The 19,561-nt window shown below is 60.1% G+C and carries 18 protein-coding genes; 10 read left to right on the top strand and 8 right to left on the bottom strand.

The genetic code is table 11. The annotated features are described in order from the left end of the window. Positions 1-74 precede the first annotated feature (74 nt). The 6 genes from V0R60_RS05390 to V0R60_RS05415 all read right to left on the bottom strand — a co-directional run bounded on the left by V0R60_RS05390 (position 75) and on the right by V0R60_RS05415 (position 9,164). Positions 75-3,170 carry an MdtB/MuxB family multidrug efflux RND transporter permease subunit gene (locus V0R60_RS05390; RefSeq protein WP_330079059.1) on the bottom strand — a complete coding sequence of 1,032 codons (3,096 nt, stop codon included), beginning with the start codon at positions 3,168-3,170 and terminating at the stop codon, positions 75-77. After that, positions 3,167-4,450: an MdtA/MuxA family multidrug efflux RND transporter periplasmic adaptor subunit gene (locus tag V0R60_RS05395; protein WP_330079058.1), complete on the bottom strand. Its 1,284-nt coding sequence runs from the start codon at positions 4,448-4,450 to the stop codon at positions 3,167-3,169. Before V0R60_RS05395 ends, V0R60_RS05390 begins: the two co-directional genes overlap by 4 nt. Positions 4,451-4,653: 203 nt before the next feature. Then, entirely contained in the window at positions 4,654-5,154 is a 501-nt protein-coding gene (gene tpx / locus V0R60_RS05400) for a thiol peroxidase (protein ID WP_136475897.1), read from the bottom strand. A 158-nt stretch (positions 5,155-5,312) separates the two neighbouring features. Further along, positions 5,313-6,590 carry a serine/threonine transporter gene (locus V0R60_RS05405; protein ID WP_136475896.1) on the bottom strand — a complete coding sequence of 426 codons (1,278 nt, stop codon included), beginning with the start codon at positions 6,588-6,590 and terminating at the stop codon, positions 5,313-5,315. A gap of 223 nt (positions 6,591-6,813) precedes the next feature. Next, on the bottom strand, positions 6,814-8,007 hold the full coding sequence (locus tag V0R60_RS05410) for an amino acid aminotransferase (RefSeq protein WP_136475895.1): 1,194 nt from the start codon (positions 8,005-8,007) through the stop codon (positions 6,814-6,816). 128 nt (positions 8,008-8,135) lie between these two features. Beyond that, positions 8,136-9,164: an Ldh family oxidoreductase gene (locus V0R60_RS05415; RefSeq protein WP_330079057.1), complete on the bottom strand. Its 1,029-nt coding sequence runs from the start codon at positions 9,162-9,164 to the stop codon at positions 8,136-8,138. 149 nt (positions 9,165-9,313) lie between these two features. Here V0R60_RS05415 and V0R60_RS05420 point away from each other — a divergent pair, with 149 nt between their 5' ends. From V0R60_RS05420 to V0R60_RS05455, 8 genes are all read left to right on the top strand, one after another. Beyond that, positions 9,314-10,183, top strand: a complete 870-nt coding sequence (locus V0R60_RS05420; protein WP_330079056.1) for a MurR/RpiR family transcriptional regulator — start codon at positions 9,314-9,316, stop codon at positions 10,181-10,183. A 31-nt stretch (positions 10,184-10,214) separates the two neighbouring features. Next, complete coding sequence (locus V0R60_RS05425; RefSeq protein ID WP_136475892.1) at positions 10,215-10,973, top strand: transporter substrate-binding domain-containing protein; 759 nt, start codon at positions 10,215-10,217, stop codon at positions 10,971-10,973. Positions 10,974-11,084: 111 nt separating this feature from the next. Beyond that, entirely contained in the window at positions 11,085-11,804 is a 720-nt protein-coding gene (locus tag V0R60_RS05430; RefSeq protein WP_136475891.1) for an ABC transporter permease, read from the top strand. Next, entirely contained in the window at positions 11,801-12,511 is a 711-nt protein-coding gene (locus tag V0R60_RS05435) for an ABC transporter permease (protein WP_136475890.1), read from the top strand. The genes V0R60_RS05430 and V0R60_RS05435 overlap by 4 nt, the downstream gene beginning before the upstream one ends. Before the next feature lie 24 nt (positions 12,512-12,535). After that, entirely contained in the window at positions 12,536-13,777 is a 1,242-nt protein-coding gene (locus V0R60_RS05440) for an NAD(P)/FAD-dependent oxidoreductase (protein WP_330079055.1), read from the top strand. Between the two features lie 18 nt (positions 13,778-13,795). After that, positions 13,796-14,578: an amino acid ABC transporter ATP-binding protein gene (locus tag V0R60_RS05445; RefSeq protein ID WP_136475888.1), complete on the top strand. Its 783-nt coding sequence runs from the start codon at positions 13,796-13,798 to the stop codon at positions 14,576-14,578. 319 nt (positions 14,579-14,897) lie between these two features. Continuing rightward, positions 14,898-15,713, top strand: coding sequence for a gamma-glutamyl-gamma-aminobutyrate hydrolase family protein (locus V0R60_RS05450; RefSeq protein WP_203479327.1), 816 nt, complete (start codon positions 14,898-14,900; stop codon positions 15,711-15,713). A gap of 177 nt (positions 15,714-15,890) precedes the next feature. After that, the gene (locus V0R60_RS05455) at positions 15,891-16,964 is read left to right on the top strand and encodes an NAD(P)-dependent alcohol dehydrogenase (protein WP_330079054.1); all 1,074 of its coding nucleotides are present in this window, start codon (positions 15,891-15,893) and stop codon (positions 16,962-16,964) included. A gap of 19 nt (positions 16,965-16,983) precedes the next feature. Here the strand turns inward: V0R60_RS05455 and V0R60_RS05460 are convergent, their stop codons facing one another. After that, entirely contained in the window at positions 16,984-17,664 is a 681-nt protein-coding gene (locus V0R60_RS05460; protein ID WP_375547260.1) for an MOSC domain-containing protein, read from the bottom strand. A gap of 5 nt (positions 17,665-17,669) precedes the next feature. Beyond that, positions 17,670-18,236 (bottom strand): MarR family winged helix-turn-helix transcriptional regulator, encoded by a 567-nt coding sequence (locus tag V0R60_RS05465; RefSeq protein ID WP_178084214.1) that lies wholly within the window; start codon positions 18,234-18,236, stop codon positions 17,670-17,672. Positions 18,237-18,352: 116 nt separating this feature from the next. Here V0R60_RS05465 and V0R60_RS05470 point away from each other — a divergent pair, with 116 nt between their 5' ends. Beyond that, positions 18,353-19,087 (top strand): hypothetical protein, encoded by a 735-nt coding sequence (locus V0R60_RS05470; protein WP_330079052.1) that lies wholly within the window; start codon positions 18,353-18,355, stop codon positions 19,085-19,087. A gap of 84 nt (positions 19,088-19,171) precedes the next feature. Continuing rightward, positions 19,172-19,558, top strand: a complete 387-nt coding sequence (locus V0R60_RS05475) for a hypothetical protein (protein WP_136475883.1) — start codon at positions 19,172-19,174, stop codon at positions 19,556-19,558. Positions 19,559-19,561 lie beyond the last annotated feature (3 nt).

Consider the following 19,561-nt stretch of genomic DNA (forward strand, 5'->3'; position numbering starts at 1 on the left):
AACGTGGAGCATCACCTGGCAAACTCTGTTCTCAGCCACCGCTATCGGCGTCTGCCACGTGCTGGCGCCCCCGGTCATACCGATTCTCCGGCCAGGCGCGGCTGGCGAAAGCGCCGTGCCAGTCGGTCGAAGTACAAATAGATGACAGGCGTGGTAAACAACGTCAGCACCTGGCTGACCAGCAGCCCTCCGACCATCACCAGGCCCAGGGGCTGACGCAGTTCTGCTCCGGAACCGCTGGCAAGCATCAATGGAATAGCGCCGAACAAGGCGGCCAGAGTGGTCATCAGAATCGGCCTGAAGCGCAGCAACGCCGCCTGATAAATCGCCGCTTGCGGGGCCATGCCCTGATTGCGCTCAGCCTCCAGGGCGAAGTCGATCATCATGATCGCGTTTTTCTTGACGATGCCAATCAGCAAGATGATGCCAATGATGGCGATCATGCCCAGGTCGTTACCGGACAGAATCAGCGCCAACAACGCACCCACCGCTGCCGAAGGCAGGGTCGAAAGAATGGTCACCGGGTGAATGTAGCTCTCGTAGAGCACGCCGAGCACGATGTACATGGTCACCACAGCAGCCAGAATCAGTAGCAAGGTGCTCGACAACGACGCCTGGAATGCCTCCGCTGCGCCTTGGAAGCGGGTTTGCACGCCCACGGGCATACCGATGTCCTGTTGCACCTGCTCGATCGCCTTGACCGCATCCCCCAGCGCCACGCCTTGGGCGAGGTTGAACGACATCATCACCGCCGGGAACTGACCGATATGGGCGATCGCCAGTTGCGCCTGACGCTGTTCGATACGGGCCAGGCTCGACAGGCGCACCTGGCCACCGTCGGTGGCCTTGACGTGGATCTGTTCAAGTACCTGCGGGCCCAGGCTGGAAGCGGCTTCAGCCTGCAGCACTACGCGGTACTGGCTGGCCTGAGTGTAAATGGTCGAGATCTGGCGCTGGCCAAAAGCGTCGTACAAGGCATTGGTGATGTCGGCGACATTGATGCCCAGGCGACTGGCAGCATCACGGTCGATCACCAGAAACACCTGCAGGCCCTTGTCCTGCAGGTCACTGGCAACATCTGTAAGCTCGGGGCGTTGTTGCAGCGCATCGACCAGCTTGCCGCTCCACAGCGCGAGCAAATCGGCATCCGGCGACGACAGGCTGAACTGATACTGGGTACGACTGACCCGGTCCTCGATACTCAAATCTTGCACCGGCTGCATGAACAGACGGATACCAGCCAGTTTATCGACCTCGGGTTGAAGCCGAGCAATGACCTGGGCGGCCGTAAGGTCACGCTCGCCGTGAGGCTTGAGGTTGATCAGCAAGCGGCCACTGTTGAGCGTGGCGTTGTCACCATCGACACCGATATAGGACGACAGGCTCTGGACTGCTGGATCCTTGAGGATCAACGCGCTGAGCTGCTGCTGGCGCTCGCTCATGGCGGCGAAGGACACCGACTGCGGCGCTTCGGAAATCCCCTGGATAACCCCGGTGTCCTGCAGCGGGAAGAAGCCCTTGGGCACCACCAAGTACAACAGCACAGTCAGGCCCAGGGTCGCCACGGCCACCAGCAAGGTCAGCGGCTGGTGCTTGAGCACCCACTGCAGGCCTCGTCCGTACCAGGCGATCATCCAGTCGATCGAGGCGCCACTGGCGCGATAGAAGCGCCCCTGCTCGTCCTCCGTTGGTTCACGCTTGAGCAACCGCGCGCACATCATCGGCGTCAAGGTCAGGGACACCACAAGGGAAATCAGGATCGCCACCGCCAGGGTAATGGCGAACTCGCGGAACAGACGACCGACCACATCAGCCATGAACAGCAAGGGGATCAGTACCGCAATCAATGAGAAGGTCAGCGAGATCAGCGTGAAACCAATCTGCCGGGCGCCCTTGAGCGCCGCCTGCATAGGTGTTTCACCCTCCTCGATGTGCCGGGAAATGTTCTCCAGCATGACAATCGCATCGTCCACCACGAAGCCGGTGGCGATGGTCAGCGCCATCAAGGTCAGGTTGTTGATCGAGAAGCCCGCCAGGTGCATGACCGCAAAGGTGCCGATCAACGACAGTGGCACCGCCACCGAAGGGATGATCGTGGCGCTGAAGCGGCGCAGGAACACGAAGGTCACCATCACCACCAGGGCGATGGCCAGCAGCAGTTCGTGCTGCACATCCTTGACCGAGGCGCGGATGGTCTGGGTACGATCGGTGAGCACGCTGACATCGAGGCCGGCTGGCAGGTTGTCGGTAATCGATGGCAGCAAGGTCTTGATACGGTCGACCACCTCGATAACGTTGGCACCGGGCTGGCGCTGAATGTTCAGCAACACCGCCTGGTTCTGGTTGGCCCAAGCGGCGAGGCGCTCGTTCTCGGCACCGTCGACGATTTCGGCAACGTCTTTCAAGCGTAACGGAGCGCCATTGTTGTAGGCCAGGATCAGGTTGGCGTATTCCTCGGGCGAGCGCAGTTGATCATTGGCATCGAGCATCGATACACGGGTTGGGCCATCGAAGTTGCCTTTGGGCTGGTTGACGTTGGAAGCACCGATCAACGTGCGCACGTCTGCAAGGTTGAGCCCGGCCGCGGCCAGGGCATCGGGATTGACCTTGATTCGCACCGCCTGACGCTGGCCACCCGCGATGCTGACCATGCCAACTCCGCCTATCTGGGCAATTTTCTGCGCTACGCGGGTGTCGACCAGGTCGTTGAGCTTGGGCAACGGCATGGTTTTCGAGGAGATGGCCAGGGTCAGCACCGGGGTATCCGCCGGGTTGACCTTGTTGTACACCGGCGGCGCCGGCAGATCGCTCGGCAGTAGATTGCTGGCGGCGTTGATCGCTGCCTGCACCTGCTGTTCGGCAACGTCCATGTTCATGTCGAGGCTAAAGCGCAGGGTCAGTACCGAGGCCCCGCCAGAGCTGGTCGAGGCCATCTGGGTCAGCCCCGGCATTTGCCCGAACTGACGCTCCAAAGGCGCCGTAACCGCGCTGGTCATCACTTGCGGGCTGGCACCCGGGTACAGGGTCATGACCCTGATGGTCGGATAATCGACCTGGGGTAGCGCTGCTACCGGCAGCATGGTGTAGGCGATCAGGCCGGCCAGGACGATGGCCAGCATGCTCAGGGTGGTGGCCACCGGGCGCAGGATGAACAGCCGCGAGATGTTCATGCGCCAGCCTTGTTCTTGCGATCCGTAGCAGCCGAGGCATCTTTGCCGTCCTGGCCCTGCAGATGCTGACCGGGCGTAACCGGTACCTCGGAGCTGTCGTTGACAACCTCCACCTCGCTACCGTCACGCAGACGATCGGTGCCTTCGAGCACGACCCGCTCGCCCTTGGCCAGGCCTTCGGTGATAACCGTGTGATCGCCGTCACTGGCGCCCAGGGTCAGCTTTCGGATCCGGACCTTTTTGTCGCCCTCCATGACATACACGAAAGACCCGTCAATACCGAACTGAATGGCCGCCGAGGGGGCCAGCACTACATTCTGCAAGGTGTCGGCGAGCAGGCGCACATTGACGAACTGGTTAGGGAACAGCGCTTCATCCTGGTTTTCGAAGAAGGCTTTGAATTTCAGGGTGCCCGTGGTTGTGTCAATCTGGTTGTCGAGGCTGCGCAATACGCCCACCGCCTGCTGCTTGAGGTCACCCCTGTCCCAGGCTTCGACCGGCAGCTTGGCACCACTGCGATAGCGCGCAAGCACGGTGTTCAATTCCGACTCGGGCAAGGTGAAGGCGACGGTTATTGGATGGGTCTGGGTAATCACTACCAATGCCGTGGTGTCGTTAGCGGCAACCAGGTTGCCGACATCGAGTTGGCGCAGGCCAAGGCGCCCGCTGATCGGTGCGCGAATACGGGTGAATTCAAGGTTCAGCTTGGCATCGCCGACAGCGGCCATATTGGTCTTGATGGTACCTTGGTACTGACCGACCAACGCCACCTGCGTGTCGAGGGTCTGCTTGGCAATACTGTCCTCGGCGTACAAACCTTTGTAGCGCTCCAGGTCGATCTGGGCGTTTTTCAGTTGCGCCTGATTCTGGGCCAGGGTGCCCTCGGCCTGCTGCAGGGCGATCTGGTAACTGCGCGGGTCAATTTCTGCGAGCAGGTCGCCAGCCCTGACCTGCTGCCCTTCCTGGAAGTTGATCTTGACCAACTCACCGCCTACCCGGCTGCGCACGTTGACCGTATTGGTCGCGGTCACCGTCCCCAGAGCCTTGAGGTAGACCGGGAAATTGCCCACGGTGGCAGGCTCGACGCGCACCGGAACCGGCCCACCGAAGGCACCGAAACCAGGTCGCCCGCCCTTGCCGCCGGGGGCGCCGGCCGCCTTGTCCGCCGCTGGAGACGGCCACAGCCACCAGCAAAGACTGGCAACCAGCAGCAGGATCAGCAGGCCAACGAGCCAGCGACGGGAGGAACGGGAACGAGAAAGCATCGGTTGATCGACCATTGGACTGGAAAGAATTCTTTTGAGGAGGCTGAACGATAAGCACTGCAGCAGGATAAGCAAAGCGCCTTTACCGGCAATTTACCTAGCGCTTACGTTGCTAAGACGATGAACTATAAATAAAAACGGCCTGGTCGAGGACCAGGCCGTAACAATTATTCACACCTGCAGGAGCGGGTGAACCCGTTCCTGCCGCTGCAATCAGATCACTTCAACACTGCCAACGCTGCATCATAGTTCGGCTCGTCAGCGATTTCGCCCACCAGTTCGGCATGCAGCACTTTGTCGTTCTCGTCCAGTACTACGACGGCACGAGCAGTCAGGCCGGCCAGTGGGCCATCGGCGATAGCAACACCATAGTTTTCGATGAATTCACGGCCACGCAGGGTCGACAGGTTCTGGACATTTTCCAGGCCTTCAGCGCCGCAGAAGCGTGCCTGAGCGAACGGCAGGTCAGCCGAGATGCACAGCACCACGGTATTGTTCAGCTCACCGGCTTTCTTGTTGAAGGTGCGAACCGAAGTGGCGCAGGTAGGGGTGTCAACGCTTGGGAAGATGTTCAGCACTTTGCGCTTGCCGGCCAGGCTGGCCAGGGTCACGTCAGCCAGACCTGCACCAACCAGGGAAAATGCTGGCGCCTGGGAACCAACCTTCGGCAGGTCGCCCTTGACTTGAACCGGGTTGCCTTTGAGAGTCACTTGAGCCATGAGCTGAGTCCTTATGCGGGATGGGTAAGGGACCAGAGTTAATCATGAAAGTGGCTCGCCACCTATGGTCGAGCAATAAATTGTTTTATTTCCACGCACATATTGTGGACAAAATATTTACCTGGGCGCTGACAATCCAGCGCCCAGGCACCCGTGGCTCAACCCATCAACGAGTAGACCAGGGCCGAGATGGCCACCAGACCTACAACTGTCACAAATACGTTGGAGATGTGACCACTGTACTTGCGCATGGCCGGCACCTTACGGATAGCGTACATCGGCATCAGGAACAGAATCGCCGCAATGACCGGGCCACCGAAGCTCTCGATCATGCCCAGGATGCTCGGGTTGAGCGTGGCAACGATCCAGCAGATCACCAGCATGAAAGCAGCAGTGACGCGATCCAGCGCCTTGGCACCCGGGCGCTTGCCGGTTTTCGCTACCAGCCCCTTGAGCCCTTCACTGGCGCCGATGTAATGCCCCAGGAACGACTTGGCAATGGCGATAAAAGCAATAATCGGCGCGGCAAAGGCGATGGTCGGATTGCTGAAATGGTTGGCCAGGTAGGAAAGAATCGACAGATTCTGTTGCTTGGCTTCAGCCAACTGCGCAGGGGTCAGGGTCAGCACGCAACTGAATACGAAAAACATCACCATCGCCACCATCAGCAGGTGTGCGCGACACAGGATCTGCCCGCTGCGCTCATCGGCATGGACGCCATAGCGACGCTTCTGATCAACCGCAAAGGCTGAAATGATCGGCGAGTGGTTGAAAGAGAACACCATCACCGGAATGGCCAGCCACAAGGTGTGCAGGAACGCTGAGCCTGACGGCAGCTCGCTGGCGGTGCTCAAGATGCCACCATTCCAGTGCGGAATCAGAAATACCGCGAGAAACGCCAGGGCGACAATGAAGGGATAGACCAGCAGGCTCATGACCTTGACGGTGGCCTGTTCACCGCAGCGCACAATGGCCAGCAAGCCGAGGATCAGCACAAATGACAGAACGATGCGTGGCGGTGGCTCGATATGCAGCTGGTGCTCCAGAAAGCTGCCGACCGTGTTGGTCAGGGCCACGCTGTAGATCAGCAGAATCGGGAAGATTGCCAGGAAGTACAGCAAGGTGATCAAAGCACCTGCACTCAGGCCGAAGTGCTCTTCGACAACATCGGTGATGTCGGTGCCATCGCGTCCGGACAACACGAAGCGGGTCAGGCCACGGTGAGCGTAATAGGTCATCGGGAACGCCAGCAACGCCAGGATCAACAGAGGCCAGAAGCCCCCTACCCCGGCGTTGATCGGCAGGAACAAGGTTCCGGCGCCGATGGCTGTGCCAAACAGGCCCAGCATCCAGGTGGTGTCCTGACGGGACCAACTGCTGAGGGCAACTGGGGTCGATTCGAAGCGTTGATCAACGCTTTGGGCCTGCTCGTTCATCCGGGTGCAACTCCACTCGCAAACTGCAACAGGGCTGAGAGTGGCGAAGCTGAGGCATCACCGCCCCTCAACCATACAAAGAGGGGCGCGATTGTGCGCGCATTGGTTGCACTTGCAAAGCCCCGACCGAGGAGCGGTTGCACCTTTTACAACATCGCGGAGCAAGCCCTTACGCACAGGTATCACCCCTGCGCAAACTGACGTGCCCCGCGATCAGTGGATGTTACTGAACCGCCGCAATAGCCTCAGCGACTTGCTGCAGGTTGTCTGGACGCAGACCCGACATGCAGACCCGGCCGCTGTCGATCAAGTACACGCCAAACTCGTCGCGCAAGCGGCGCACCTGTTCGACGCTCAGGCCGGTGTAGCTGAACATACCGCGCTGGCTGAGGAAAAACTGGAAGTCCTGACCCGGCAACAATACTGCCAAGGCATCGACCAGCCCTTGGCGCATGTCCAGGATCCGCAGGCGCATGTGTTCCACTTCAGCAGCCCACGTCGCATTGAGCGAAGGGTCCGCAAGCACGGCGGCCACCAGTTGCGCACCGAAGTTCGGAGGGCTGGAGTAGTTGCGGCGCACAGTGGCCTTGAGTTGGCCCAGTACGCTTTGCGCAGTGTCGGCATCGTCGCAGACCACCGACAAGCCTCCTACCCGCTCGCCGTACAGCGAAAAAATCTTCGAGAACGAGTTGCTCACCAGGCAAGGTACGCCAGCACGGGCGAACTCGCGGATGGCATAGGCGTCTTCGACCAGACCTTCGCCGAAGCCCTGGTAAGCGATATCAAGGAATGGAATCAGGTTGCGCGTCTTGACCACTTCAATGACCTGTTGCCATTGCGCCTGGCTCAAATCGACGCCAGTTGGGTTGTGGCAGCAGGGGTGCAGCAGCACGATGCTGTTGGTGGCCAGGCCCTGCAGCGCTGTGAGCATGCCGGCGAAATCGAGACCGCGGGTGTCAGCGTCGAAGTACGGGTAGGTATTGACCTTGAAACCTGCGCCTTCAAAGATAGCCCGGTGGTTGTCCCAGGTTGGATTGCTGACCCACACCTGCGAGTCCGGGAAATAGCGCTTGAGGAAGTCGGCACCGACTTTCAACGCACCGGAGCCGCCGACGGTTTGCACGGTAGCAACGCGCGCCCCCTGCACGGCAGGGTGATCCGCGCCAAACAACAACGCCTGGATGGCCTGGCGATAGCTGCTCAGGCCTTCCATCGGCAAATACAGAGAAGCTTCATGCGGCTGGTCGGCCATGCGCTTTTCCGCTTCGCCAACAGCAGCCAGTTGCGGCACCACGCCTGCGGCATCGTAGTAAAGACCGATACTCAGGTTGACCTTGTTGGCGCGCGGGTCGGCCTTGAAGGTCTCCATCAGGGACAGAATCGGATCGCCGGCATAGGCATCGACATGTTTGAACACAGCGTGCAGCTCCTTGGGTCTGGGCAAATACAACAAGTATCTGCCGAGGATACCTGTAGCCGCGCCGAAGCAACATGTCCCTTGATGCAACTTATCTGTGCAGCCATGCATGCCTTGGCGCGGCATCTTTAGCCCTGTGCCAGCGCCTGCAGTTGTTCCAGCTCCTGCGCGGTGAGGCTGACACCCTCGCGCGCCGAGGCTTCCCGCTCACGAAAACGCCGCTCGCCAGGCATCCGGCTGACCCCGACAGCCTGCATCTGGTCCACCAACTGGCGGCTGCGCACGGCAAACTGATTACCTTCGGCCTTGCTCGGGTCGATCACGATAATCAACTGCCCGGTCCACGGTGTTTTTGCCCCCGGGTGCTGCGACCAGTCGAACTCCCAGGAAAAGTTCCCACCGGTCAGTGCTGCGGCCAGCAGCTCGACCATCATCGACAGGGCCGAACCCTTGTGCTCGCCGAAGGGTAACAAGGCCCCCCCTTCGAGGATTTTCTGCGGGTCGCGGGTCGGTTGTCCTTCGCTGTCCACGCCGATGCCATACGGTAGTTGCTCACCTTTACGCGCGGCGATCTGTACATCGCCATGGGCCATGGCGCTGGTGGCCATGTCGAAGACAATCGGGTCACTGCCAGCGCAGGGTGCGGCAAAGGCAATCGGGTTGGTACCAAACAACGGCCGACGCGCACCGTGAGGCACCACGCAGGTCATGCTGTTGACCACGCTGAGGGCAACCAGACCTTCATCGGCGAAGGGTTCGACATCCGGCCACAGTGCAGCGAAATGGTGCGAGTTATGGATTGCCAATACGGCGATGCCGGCGCTACGCGCCTTTTCCAACAGCAACTCACGCGCCGCTGCCAGCGCCGGCTGGGCGAAGCCCCCCTTGGCATCGACACGGACAAAGGCGCTGGCGACGTCTGTCACTTCAGGCACGGCCTGACCATCGACCCAGCCGCTGGCCAAGGTTGAAACATAGCCGGGAATGCGGAACACACCATGGCTGTGAGCACCGTCGCGCTGGGCGCTGGCGCAATTGAAGGCCAGTGCGCGAGCGACCGCCTCACTGGTGCCATGACGAACAAATACGCGCTGCAACAAGGCCTGCAGATCGGCAAATTGAATCTGCGCGACAGCAGTGTCGGGACGTGCGGGCATCTGAAGCTCCCTTATTGGATTTGGAATGGGCGACCGCGATGAGCAATGACGAAACTTTCCTCTTGTGACAGCAAACTGTCAAATGTTGACTTGATGACAGAAAACATTCATTTTCTGTTTCCACGTGCCACCGTCCTTGAGAATCATCCATGAGCCAACCGATCAAGCAACGCCTGGAACACAGCCTGCACAGTGCAGCGGCTTCAGGTCGCAAGATCGCCAGCTACATGCTCGCCAACCTCAACGACCTGCCGTTCGAAACCTCCGCAAGCCTGGCGACGAAAATCGGCGTCAGTGAATCCAGTGTCGGGCGCTTTTGCCGGGCCCTGGGCTACGAGCACCTCAAGGCGCTCAAGCACGATCTCAAGGACGACCTGGGCGATGGTCCCTGGCTGGTCGGTGATCGATTGCAAGAATTTCGCCAACAGCACGGCAAGGATGATGCCGGCCTTGCCCGCAGTCTCGAACAAGAAGTCGGGGCCCTGGTACGGGTCTACGAATACAGCCGTACCGCCGCCTGGGAAACGGTCAGCCAACGCCTGGCACAGCGCCGCAAGGTTTTTATCGCAGGGTTTCAGACCGAGCGCGGTATCGCCCAATGCATGGCCCACTTACTGCAATACCTGCGTGACGGCGTGCAGGTCGTCGATGGCAGCGCTGGGCATTTCGGTGAGGTGTTGCTGAGCGACCCGGCCGATTGCGCCCTGGTGGTGTTCGAGGCGCGCCGCTATTCACGCCATGCCCTGAACCTGTGTCGCAAAGCGCACGAGGCAGGCATCCCGGTAACCCTGGTTACCGACACCTTTTGTGACTGGGCCGATGCCAACGCCGATGAGGTGTTTCGCATCCCCACCGAGTTCAATCTGTTCTGGGAGTCCACTGCGACGATGTTGTCGTGGGTACACCTGATGGTCAACGAGGTCTGCAAGAAGCTCGGACCGGATGTTGAAAAACGCTTGGAAGCAACTGCCGCTCTACACAATGAATTCGTTGGCTACACGTCAGCGAGCAAACAATAGCAAGAGTGCAAACAACAGATCGAGGTGTTACATGAAACCCGTTATCCGCTTTGCAGGCGCGTGCGCCCTGCTGCTCGCTGGCGCAACCATGGCTCAGGCCGAAACCCTGAAAATTGCTACCGAAGGCGCCTACCCGCCGTTCAACTATGTGGATTCAAACAATCAACTGCACGGTTTTGACGTCGACATCACCAAGGCGTTGTGCGAGCAGATGAAGGTGGACTGCACCATCGTCGCCCAGGATTGGGAAGGCATTATTCCGGCACTGATGGCCAAGAAATATGATGCAGTAGTGGCGTCGATGATCAACACCGAAGAGCGGCGCAAGAAAATCGCCTTCACCAACCACTACTACAAGACGCCGTTGTCGGTCGCTGTGCCCAAGGACAGCGAGATTACCGATGCCCAAACCAGCTTCAAAGGCTACACCGTCGGCGCGCAATCCTCCTCGACCCAGGCCATTTACGCCGAAGATGTCTATGGCAAGGCCGGTGCCGACGTCAAGCTCTACCCAACCCTCGATGAAGCCAACGCAGACCTGGCCGCCGGGCGCCTGGATGGCGTGATCGCCGATAAATTCCCGCTGACCGAGTGGCTCGGCAAGGCCGGCAAGGACTGCTGCAAGATTCTTGGCGACGTCAATGGCACCAAGGCCGACGCCTCGATTGCCGTGCGCAAGGAAGACCAGGCCTTGCGCGAGCGCCTGAACAAGGCCCTCGATGAAATCGTCGCCAACGGCACCTACCAGAAGATCGCCAGTCGTTACTTCGACTTCGATATCTATCAGTAATTGATCGCACGGCTGTCCGCGCCCCCAGCAATCCATTGATGTTGTGGGGGCGGACTTGCCCCGCGATACACCTGCCAAGCACCCACACTCTATTCCCGAGAGGGTTCGCCCATGCTCGAACAACTTTCGCTGTTATCTTTCGCCAGCGGCGGCTGGGGCCAAGCCCTGCTCGCCGGCGCCCTGGTGACCATTTCCCTGGCGTTGGCCTGCCTGCCCATCGGGCTGCCGCTGGGCCTGGGTGTAGCGCTGATGGCACGATCGCCCAAGCGCTTCCCACGTGCCGTGGCTACCGTCTTCTCCACCGTGTTTCGCGGTTTGCCGGAGCTGCTCACGCTGCTGATCATTTACTACGGCTGCCAGATCGCCGCGCAGAAAATTCTCGCCGCCATGGGCTACGAAGGCGAGGTGCTGATCAACACCTTCCTCGCCGCCATGATCGCCTTCAGCCTGGTATTTGCCGCGTTCTCCAGTGAGATCTGGCTCGGCGCCTTCAAGACGGTCGCCAAAGGACAGTACGAAGCGTCCCAGGCGCTGGGCCTGAGCAAGGCCACCACCTTTCGCAAGGTGATTTTCCCGCAACTGGTGCGCATCGCCATGCCGGGCCTATCGAACAACTGGCTATCGCTGCTCAAGGACACTTCACTGGTATCGACCATTTCCCTGGTCGACCTGATGCGCCAGACCAACCTGGCCGTGAGTGTGACCAAGGAGCCGATGTTCTTCTACGGCGTGGCCTGTCTTGGCTACCTGCTGTTCTCGGCCTTGTCGGGACGGGTGTTTGTGTTCATCGAGCAATACTTCAGTCGCCACCTGCGGAGTGCCCGGACATGAGTTTCGAACAACTGCTGGCCACGGTGCTCGACCCGGACCTGCTGGAGCGCTACGGCCCACGCTTTGTCGACGGGCTACTGGTCACCGGCAAGCTGGTGGCGATTTCCTTCACCCTCGGCGCCGTGCTCGGCATGCTGCTGGCGTTGGCACGGCTTTCCAACAGCTTGCTGTTGCAGCGCTTGAGTGCCGGCTACATCTACTTCTTCCGTGGCTCGCCGCTGCTGGCGCAACTGTTCTTGCTGTACTACGGCCTGGGGTCGCTAAAAGGCTTCTGGCAAGACGTGGGGATGTGGTGGTTCTTCCGCGAAGCCTGGTATTGCACCTTGCTGGCCTTCGTCCTGAACACCGCCGCCTACCAGGCGGAAATCTTCCGCGGCGCCCTGCTGGCCGTCGCGCCGGGACAATATGAAGCAGCCAAGGCGCTGAGCCTGAAGCGCTCGACCACCTTCTTCAAGGTCATCCTGCCGCAATCGATGATTGTCGCCATCGGCCCGCTGGGCAACGAGTTGATTCTGATGATCAAGGCCAGCGCCATCGCATCGCTGGTGACCATCTACGACCTGATGGGTGTGACCAAACTGGCCTTCTCGCGCAGTTTCGACTTCCAGATCTACCTGTGGGCCGCCGTGCTCTACCTGCTGATCGTCGAAATCGTGCGGCGCAGCCTGAAACATATAGAAGCCCGACTGGGCCGCCATCTGCACTGATAGCCTGCTGTGAGGACCGCTCCAATGCATTGTCAAACCATCGTTCTGGGCGCCGGTATCGTCGGCGTCAGCACGGCCCTTCACTTGCAGGCTCGCGGGCGCAAGGTGATTCTTATTGATCGCGAGGAGCCCGGCAGCGGTACCAGCCATGGCAACGCTGGCCTGATCGAGCGCTCCAGCGTCATCCCCTATGCCTTCCCGCGGGAGCTGTCGAGCCTGCTGCGCTATGGCCTGAACCGCCAGTCGGATGTGCGCTACAGCCTGACCCATATCCCTAAAGTAGCGCCCTGGCTGTTCAAGTATTGGCAGAACTCTTCGGTTGCCGGCCTGAGCGTTGCCACCCGCGCCATGCTGCCACTGGTGCAACGCTGCGTCGAAGAACACGACGCCCTGATCGACGCCGCCGGCCTTGGCGATCTGGTCAAGGCCAACGGCTGGATCGAGGTGTTTCGCAACAACGCCGCCTTCAACAAGGCCAAGGACGATGCCCAGGCGCTTGCACCCTACGGTTTGAGTTACGAAGTTCTTGACCGTCAGCAACTGCATGCCCGAGAAGCGGATCTGAGCGAAAACGTGGTCGGTGGCATCCACTGGCTCGACCCCAAGACCGTTACCAATCCCGGCGGCCTGACCCGAGGTTACGCCGCCTTGTTCGTGCAGCGCGGCGGCCAATTCATTCATGGCGATGCGCGCACCCTGCGCCAGATCGACAGTGAGTGGCAGGTAGATAGCCGCCAGGGGCCGATCACTGCATCCGAGGTGGTCATCGCCCTTGGTCCGCAATCGGCGGAGCTGTTCAAGCCGCTGGGTTATCGCATACCCCTGGAAATCAAACGCGGCTACCACATGCATTATCAAGGCCGCGACGGCGCCGAACTCAAGCACTCGATCTGCGATGGCCAGGGTGGTTACGTTCTGGCCCCGATGGCCCAAGGCATTCGCCTGACCACCGGCATCGAATTCGCTGCCAGCAGCGATGCGGCCAACGAGATCCAGCTCAAGCGCTGTGAAGCCCTCGCGCGCAAGATCTTCCCCCTCGGCCAGCGCCTTGATGCCCAGCCTTGGCTGGGGCGGCGTCCGTGCCTGCCGGACATGCGCCCGGTGATTGGCCCGGCAGCCCGGCACAAAGGCCTGTGGTTCAACTTCGGTCACGCTCATCACGGCCTGACTCTTGGCCCGGTAAGCGGTCGCTTGCTGGCCGAAATGATCACCGGCGAAGCCACCTTTACCGACCCTGCGCCGTACAGCGCGACACGCTTCAATTGATCGCGGGAGAATAACAATATGACCGCTTCACTAAGCCTTGCAGCCACCGCCCCTCAAACCGACTCACGCAATGTGGTGGTGAGCATAGAGGGTTTGAACAAACACTACGGCGCCTACCATGTGTTGCGCGACATCAACCTGAGCGTGCGCGAGGGCGAGCGTATTGTTCTGTGCGGGCCTTCGGGCTCGGGCAAGTCGACCTTGATCCGCTGCATCAACCGCCTGGAAATCGCCGAGAAAGGTCACATTCGTGTCAACGATACCGACCTTGCCCTGACCACTCGCCAGGCCGCCGATGTTCGCAGTGAAATTGGCATGGTGTTCCAGCACTTCAACCTGTTCCCGCACATGAGCGTACTGGACAACTGCACCCTGGCCCCGATGAGCGTGCGTGGCCTGTCACGCGAGGAAGCGCAAGAGCGTGCACGCTTTTATTTGAACAAGGTGGGTATCGAGAGCCAGGCCAACAAATACCCCAGTCAGCTCTCAGGTGGCCAACAGCAACGCGTGGCCATTGCCAGGGCACTGTGCATGAAGCCGAAAATCATGCTGTTCGACGAACCCACCTCGGCACTCGACCCGGAAATGGTCGCTGAAGTGCTGGACGTGCTGGTGAAATTGGCAGACACCGGCATGACCATGCTGTGTGTCACCCACGAGATGGGCTTTGCCCGCCAGGTCGCCGAACGGGTGCTGTTTCTCGATGGCGGGCAGATAATCGAAGACGCCAGCCCGGAAGCATTCTTCAACAATCCGCAGTCCGCGCGAGCCAAGGGCTTTCTTGCCCAGATCCTGCACTGAGACAAACGCGGGGCCGTGCCCCGCGTCACCCAGCGACTTGCAACAAACTGTTAAATATAATTAACCGCGATAATCGCTCGCGGCGCCGGCCGGCAAGGCTTGCGTACTCATAATTGCACCAAGGCAATGATAGCCTTCGGCCGCGCAATCTGAAGTCGTTTGACATATTAAACGGCTCTGGCAAGCTGTATCACAGGTTTCGACCGGAAATATTGGCCCTCTGCGCCCTTCCGGCAGTGCTCGAAACCTCAGGTAGCGCAAAGGTTTCAGCAGCGCGCCTGCACAATAATGACAGGCTGCGCCTGTCCAAAGGTGACATATGCCCAACAGCAACATTGGCAATAAGAAACAAACCCTTCGTAAACCCGTCGTGCTGATGACCATGGGCGCCCAGGAGCGCAAAGGTCACGATTATCAAGTCATGACTCATAAGTACATCGTGCCACTGGTTGAACACTCAGGTTGCATACCTGTTCTGGTTCCAACCTGCTGCGGCACCGAAGACCTTGAAACCTACCTGGACATGGCCGATGGTGTTTACCTGACCGGTGCTGGCAGCAACATCGACCCAGCGCTCTACGGCCAGGAAAACGAAACCCCAGGCAAAACCCAGGACCGTGACCGCGACCTGTTCGACATGCCGCTGGTCAAGGCTGCAATTGCCCGTGGCTTGCCGATTTTCGGCATCTGCCGTGGCATGCAGGAAATCAACGTAGCGCTGGGTGGTGACATCTACCAGAAGGTCTACGCAGAAGCCGGCTTCAACGATCACCGGGAAAACTCGGACGATCCTGTCGACGTGCAGTACAGCGCTGTTCACAGCGTGCGTCTGGAGCAAGGCAGCTGGTTGCAAAAGCTCCTGCAAAGCGACGAGATCCGCGTCAACTCGCTGCACGGCCAGGGTCTGAAAAACCTCGGCAAAGGTATCGAGCCTCTGGCTCGTGCCGAAGATGGCCTGGTAGAGGCTATCCACGCACCTAGCTTGTCTCCGTTCCTGTTTGCCGTGCAATGGCACCCGGAATGGCAAGCGGCCAAGAACCCGGACTCGATCAAGATGTTCCAGGCCTTTGGCGACGCCTGTCGCAAGCAAGTGGTAAAGGCTCAAGGCAGCGGCAAACTTAGCTCGGCTGCCTGATTGAGCAATCGCGGGAAAAGCCCATTCCTAAAGGGATAAACCTTTGGGGGCAGGCTTTCCCCGCGATGCATTTCCCCTCCCCCATTGACCCCGATCATAGCCATACGCGGCGCAAACGCGCACCCTGAACGAAGACTGCACGACCCACGCCCGTAAACCTGTTCAGGAGAATTGGCTATGTCCCGCATGAAAGCGGCAATCTTCGTCGAAAAGAATCGCATCGTACTGGATGAGAAACCGATCCCCGAGGTAGGCCCGTCCGATGCGCTGCTGCGTATTACCACCACCACGCTGTGCGGAACTGACGTGCACATCCTGCGTGGCGAATATCCCGTGGCCAGGGGCCTGACCATCGGTCATGAGCCGGTGGGCATCATCGAAAAGCTCGGCAGCCAGGTCCAGGGCTTCACTGAAGGCCAGCGTGTGATCGCCGGCGCTATCACGCCAAGCGGCCACAGTTACGCCTGTCTATGCGGCTGCGCCTCCCAGGACGGTCCTGGTACCCCCCATGGCTTTCGGCCCGCAGGCGGCTGGAAGTTCGGCAATACCATCGACGGCTGCCAGGCCGAATATGTACTGGTGCCCGATGCCATGGCCAACCTCTCGCCCATCCCTGACGGCCTGAGCGATGAACAGGTGCTGATGTGCCCGGACATCATGTCTACCGGTTTCTCCGGCGCCGAACGCGGTGGCGTGCGAATCGGCGACACAGTCGCCGTGTTTGCCCTTGGCCCAATTGGCCTATGCGCGGTAGCGGGTGCACGCTTGATGGGCGCTACCACTATTATCGGCGTCGACACCGTCGCCGCTCGCCTGACCGTTGCGCGCCAATTGGGCGCCACCCATGTGGTGGATTTCAAGCAAGGCAATGTCGTAGAACAAATCATGGCCCTGACCAACGGCCGCGGCGTGGATGTCGCCATTGAAGCACTGGGCACCCAGTCCACGTTCGAGTCGGCGCTGCGTATTCTGCGCCCGGGTGGCACCTTGTCTAGCCTGGGTGTGTACTCATCCGACCTGACAATCCCGTTGGCGGCATTTGGCGCCGGGTTAGGCGACTACAGCATTGTCAGCACCCTTTGCCCCGGCGGCAAGGAGCGCATGCGCAGGCTGATGGAAGTGGTCGGCAGCGGCGCTGTTGATCTCAAGCCCCTGGTCACCCACCGCTACAAGCTCGACGATATTGAAGCCGCCTACGAGTTGTTTGCGCATCAACGCGATGGCGTGATGAAAGTCGCCATCACGCCTTGAAGTTTGCCCTGAGCGAGCCTTAGATCTGTGGCCCCTGCAACCGCGGGGCCCAGTCTTCGACCTCGGCCCGCTCCAGACGCCGATCCAGGGTACGCCGCCAGGAAGGCGCCAGCGGTAACGCCAGGCACTGGCGAATCACATCGGCGTCCACCTGCTTGTCAAACAGCACCGACGACAACCGCGCCACCGACCAATGTGGATGGAGCCGTTCGATCACCTGCAGTGTATCGCCCGCAGCCAGCACACCCTCCTCCAGCACTCGGTAGTACCATCCAGTACGACCGCTCTGCTGGACCCGCAGGGACATGTCCTTTACCCCAAAGCGATCATTGAGCTTCCAGCACGGCATACGCCCCTGTGAGACTTCCAGTACCGCACTACCCACTCGCACGCGATCCCCAAGACAGACTGTCTGCTCGGTCCAACCATAGGTGCTGAGGTTTTCACCAAAGGCCCCTGCAGCCTGCAGCAATGGGTGCTCACCGAGCTCAGCGGCCCATGTCGCGTAGTGCTCGCGCGGGTAATGATGAATGGCTTTGTCCTTGCCGCCATGAACGCGCAAGTCGCCCTGCTCGTCACCCGCAAGCCCCAACTCGGTCACTGCCAGCTCGCCGCTACGGGCCTGCTTGGCGATCGCACTGCAAGAGCCTGGCCGGGTGAAGGCCACAGCCTTGCCGGTCAGGACGGTATCAAGCTTCATCGGCATTACTCCGTAAGTTCCGCGAGTTGGTGCTCGCGGCAAATCAGTTCACGCTCGGCCGACGCCAGTGGCTCCTGGGTCAGCTCGCAAAAACCACCGGAGGTCGTCTTGCGATGAAAGCGGCAGGTCTTGCACAAGCCAAAGCCCGGTACGTTTTCGTGTTGTTGGATATTGCGCAGTAAATCAGCAAGCAAAGCTTGCAAGTCATCAGCCCGCGCGCCCATGCGCTCAGTCGCCGCCAGTAGAAAATCCGGGGGCATCACCGCTGCCAGCAAGCCTCGCGCTGGCGCGGTGAGGCTCAGATGTACGCTGCGCTTGTCTGCAGCATCCTGGGTTTTGACGATCAGGCCTTTGCCTTCCAACGCCTTGAGCGACTGCGAAACCGTGCCCTTGGTCAGGCCCAGGTATTCGGTCACCGCCAGCGGTGTATTGGAGTAACGGTTGCAGCGCGCCAGATAAAGCAGTGCACTCAGTTGAATCGGCTGGATGTCGGCCAGCAGCGGGTGCTGGCGGAACCAGACACGCGTGAGGCTCGATAACCTTTCCAGCAGGTCGAATAGCACGGTGGGCAGTCCCAATTGATGGCATCGATAGATAGTATCGAATAAATACTATATTGACAAAGGTGCATTTCAGCTTAGGCTATTTGGTATCGATTCGAAACCAGACCCCACCCAGGAGCCACCCCATGAAACCTACCCTCGCCTTCGCTTTAAGCCTGCTTGCCACCCAAGTCTGGGCCCATGACAACTCTGGCATCAAAAGCGCCAAGGGCAACGCAGACGCCGCTTTCGACCTGGTTCAGACCCGGGTTTTCAAACAAGGTGAAAACCTGGTGTTCGAACAACTGGTCGACGGCAAGGCTGGCAGTCGCCTGCCCAGCGCCAAAGGCGCCTTCGCGGGTGCCGAGGTGTATAGCTACGTATGGCCTACCAGCCTGGACAGCAGCAGTGTCGGCTTTGAAGCCAAGGCCGGGATCCTGGCCCTGGCGCTGACCTCGCATCCAGATTTTGATGACACGCCGCAACTCGATGAAAACCGCGACGGCAAGACCGATAACGACGGCGGCCTGTGGCACTCCCACTGGGTAGTGTTGAGCAAGGATGAAAGCTGCGGACCCGGTGGGCTGAAGGTGCGCGATATCCCCAAAGGCGCCAAGCCGAAGCTGCCCGCCACTTGGCCAGGGGCGCCGATCTACATCGACTCTCCCGGTTACGATCTCAGCATCGACAAGAACGCGGCGCAGATCAGTGTGCCCCTGGCCGCCGTAGGCTTCCCGCAAAGCTTCAACTACGACGGAGTAACCGCGGCACTGAAGGTCAATGCCGATCTGCACAACCCGTTGCTGTGCGTCAGCAGCGTGTGGGACATCAGCTCAGGTGACCTGTCGCTGCCGGGCACCTGGAAGCTCAAGCAGAATTGAGCAACAGCCCCAGACGAGCCGCCCGACGACAGACAGCGGCTCGCCTCTGGGCAAAAGCCTGCACTCATCGCTATGCTGGAGGTCATGAATGCCACTTTGCCAACCCGCACCCCCTGCCCGCCTGGCGCCTGTGATTGCGGCCGTGAAACGCTGCAGGACCTGCGCATCCTGCTGCTGACGCGCCAGGAGGAAAAGCGCCTGATCGAACGCCTGGAAAACCTGCAGAGCCTCGCCGACCTCGAACACATGCAACGCAAGCTCTACGACAACCTGGGCATTCGCTTGCAGATCAGTCCCAGCGACAACGAAGTGCGCACCATGCGCGGCTTCAACATCCAGATTGCTGAACTACCCGGACTGTGCCGCAAGACTCGCCAGAGCATCCCCGCTGCCATTCGCCGCGCCCTGGAGCGTCAACCGGAGATTGCCTACCGGCTGCTGGACGCCCAGGACTTGTTGCGTGACGCCTGAAAC

This window comes from Pseudomonas auratipiscis, from assembly GCF_036324085.1.
Classification (GTDB): Bacteria; Pseudomonadota; Gammaproteobacteria; order Pseudomonadales; family Pseudomonadaceae; genus Aquipseudomonas; species Aquipseudomonas auratipiscis.

What these genes read in the sequence shown, in the direction of transcription:
- V0R60_RS05445 (WP_136475888.1), top strand. Translation starts at nt 13,796, where the DNA reads ATGACCGCTTCACTAAGCCTTGCAGCCACCGCCCCTCAAACCGACTCA.
- V0R60_RS05405 (WP_136475896.1), bottom strand. Translation starts at nt 6,590, where the DNA reads ATGAACGAGCAGGCCCAAAGCGTTGATCAACGCTTCGAATCGACCCCA.
- V0R60_RS05420 (WP_330079056.1), top strand. Translation starts at nt 9,314, where the DNA reads ATGAGCCAACCGATCAAGCAACGCCTGGAACACAGCCTGCACAGTGCA.
- V0R60_RS05455 (WP_330079054.1), top strand. Translation starts at nt 15,891, where the DNA reads ATGTCCCGCATGAAAGCGGCAATCTTCGTCGAAAAGAATCGCATCGTA.
- V0R60_RS05470 (WP_330079052.1), top strand. Translation starts at nt 18,353, where the DNA reads ATGAAACCTACCCTCGCCTTCGCTTTAAGCCTGCTTGCCACCCAAGTC.
- V0R60_RS05460 (WP_375547260.1), bottom strand. Translation starts at nt 17,664, where the DNA reads ATGAAGCTTGATACCGTCCTGACCGGCAAGGCTGTGGCCTTCACCCGG.
- V0R60_RS05395 (WP_330079058.1), bottom strand. Translation starts at nt 4,450, where the DNA reads ATGGTCGATCAACCGATGCTTTCTCGTTCCCGTTCCTCCCGTCGCTGG.
- V0R60_RS05475 (WP_136475883.1), top strand. Translation starts at nt 19,172, where the DNA reads ATGAATGCCACTTTGCCAACCCGCACCCCCTGCCCGCCTGGCGCCTGT.
- V0R60_RS05415 (WP_330079057.1), bottom strand. Translation starts at nt 9,164, where the DNA reads ATGCCCGCACGTCCCGACACTGCTGTCGCGCAGATTCAATTTGCCGAT.
- V0R60_RS05390 (WP_330079059.1), bottom strand. Translation starts at nt 3,170, where the DNA reads ATGAACATCTCGCGGCTGTTCATCCTGCGCCCGGTGGCCACCACCCTG.
- V0R60_RS05425 (WP_136475892.1), top strand. Translation starts at nt 10,215, where the DNA reads ATGAAACCCGTTATCCGCTTTGCAGGCGCGTGCGCCCTGCTGCTCGCT.
- V0R60_RS05435 (WP_136475890.1), top strand. Translation starts at nt 11,801, where the DNA reads ATGAGTTTCGAACAACTGCTGGCCACGGTGCTCGACCCGGACCTGCTG.
- V0R60_RS05450 (WP_203479327.1), top strand. Translation starts at nt 14,898, where the DNA reads ATGCCCAACAGCAACATTGGCAATAAGAAACAAACCCTTCGTAAACCC.
- tpx (WP_136475897.1), bottom strand. Translation starts at nt 5,154, where the DNA reads ATGGCTCAAGTGACTCTCAAAGGCAACCCGGTTCAAGTCAAGGGCGAC.
- V0R60_RS05440 (WP_330079055.1), top strand. Translation starts at nt 12,536, where the DNA reads ATGCATTGTCAAACCATCGTTCTGGGCGCCGGTATCGTCGGCGTCAGC.
- V0R60_RS05430 (WP_136475891.1), top strand. Translation starts at nt 11,085, where the DNA reads ATGCTCGAACAACTTTCGCTGTTATCTTTCGCCAGCGGCGGCTGGGGC.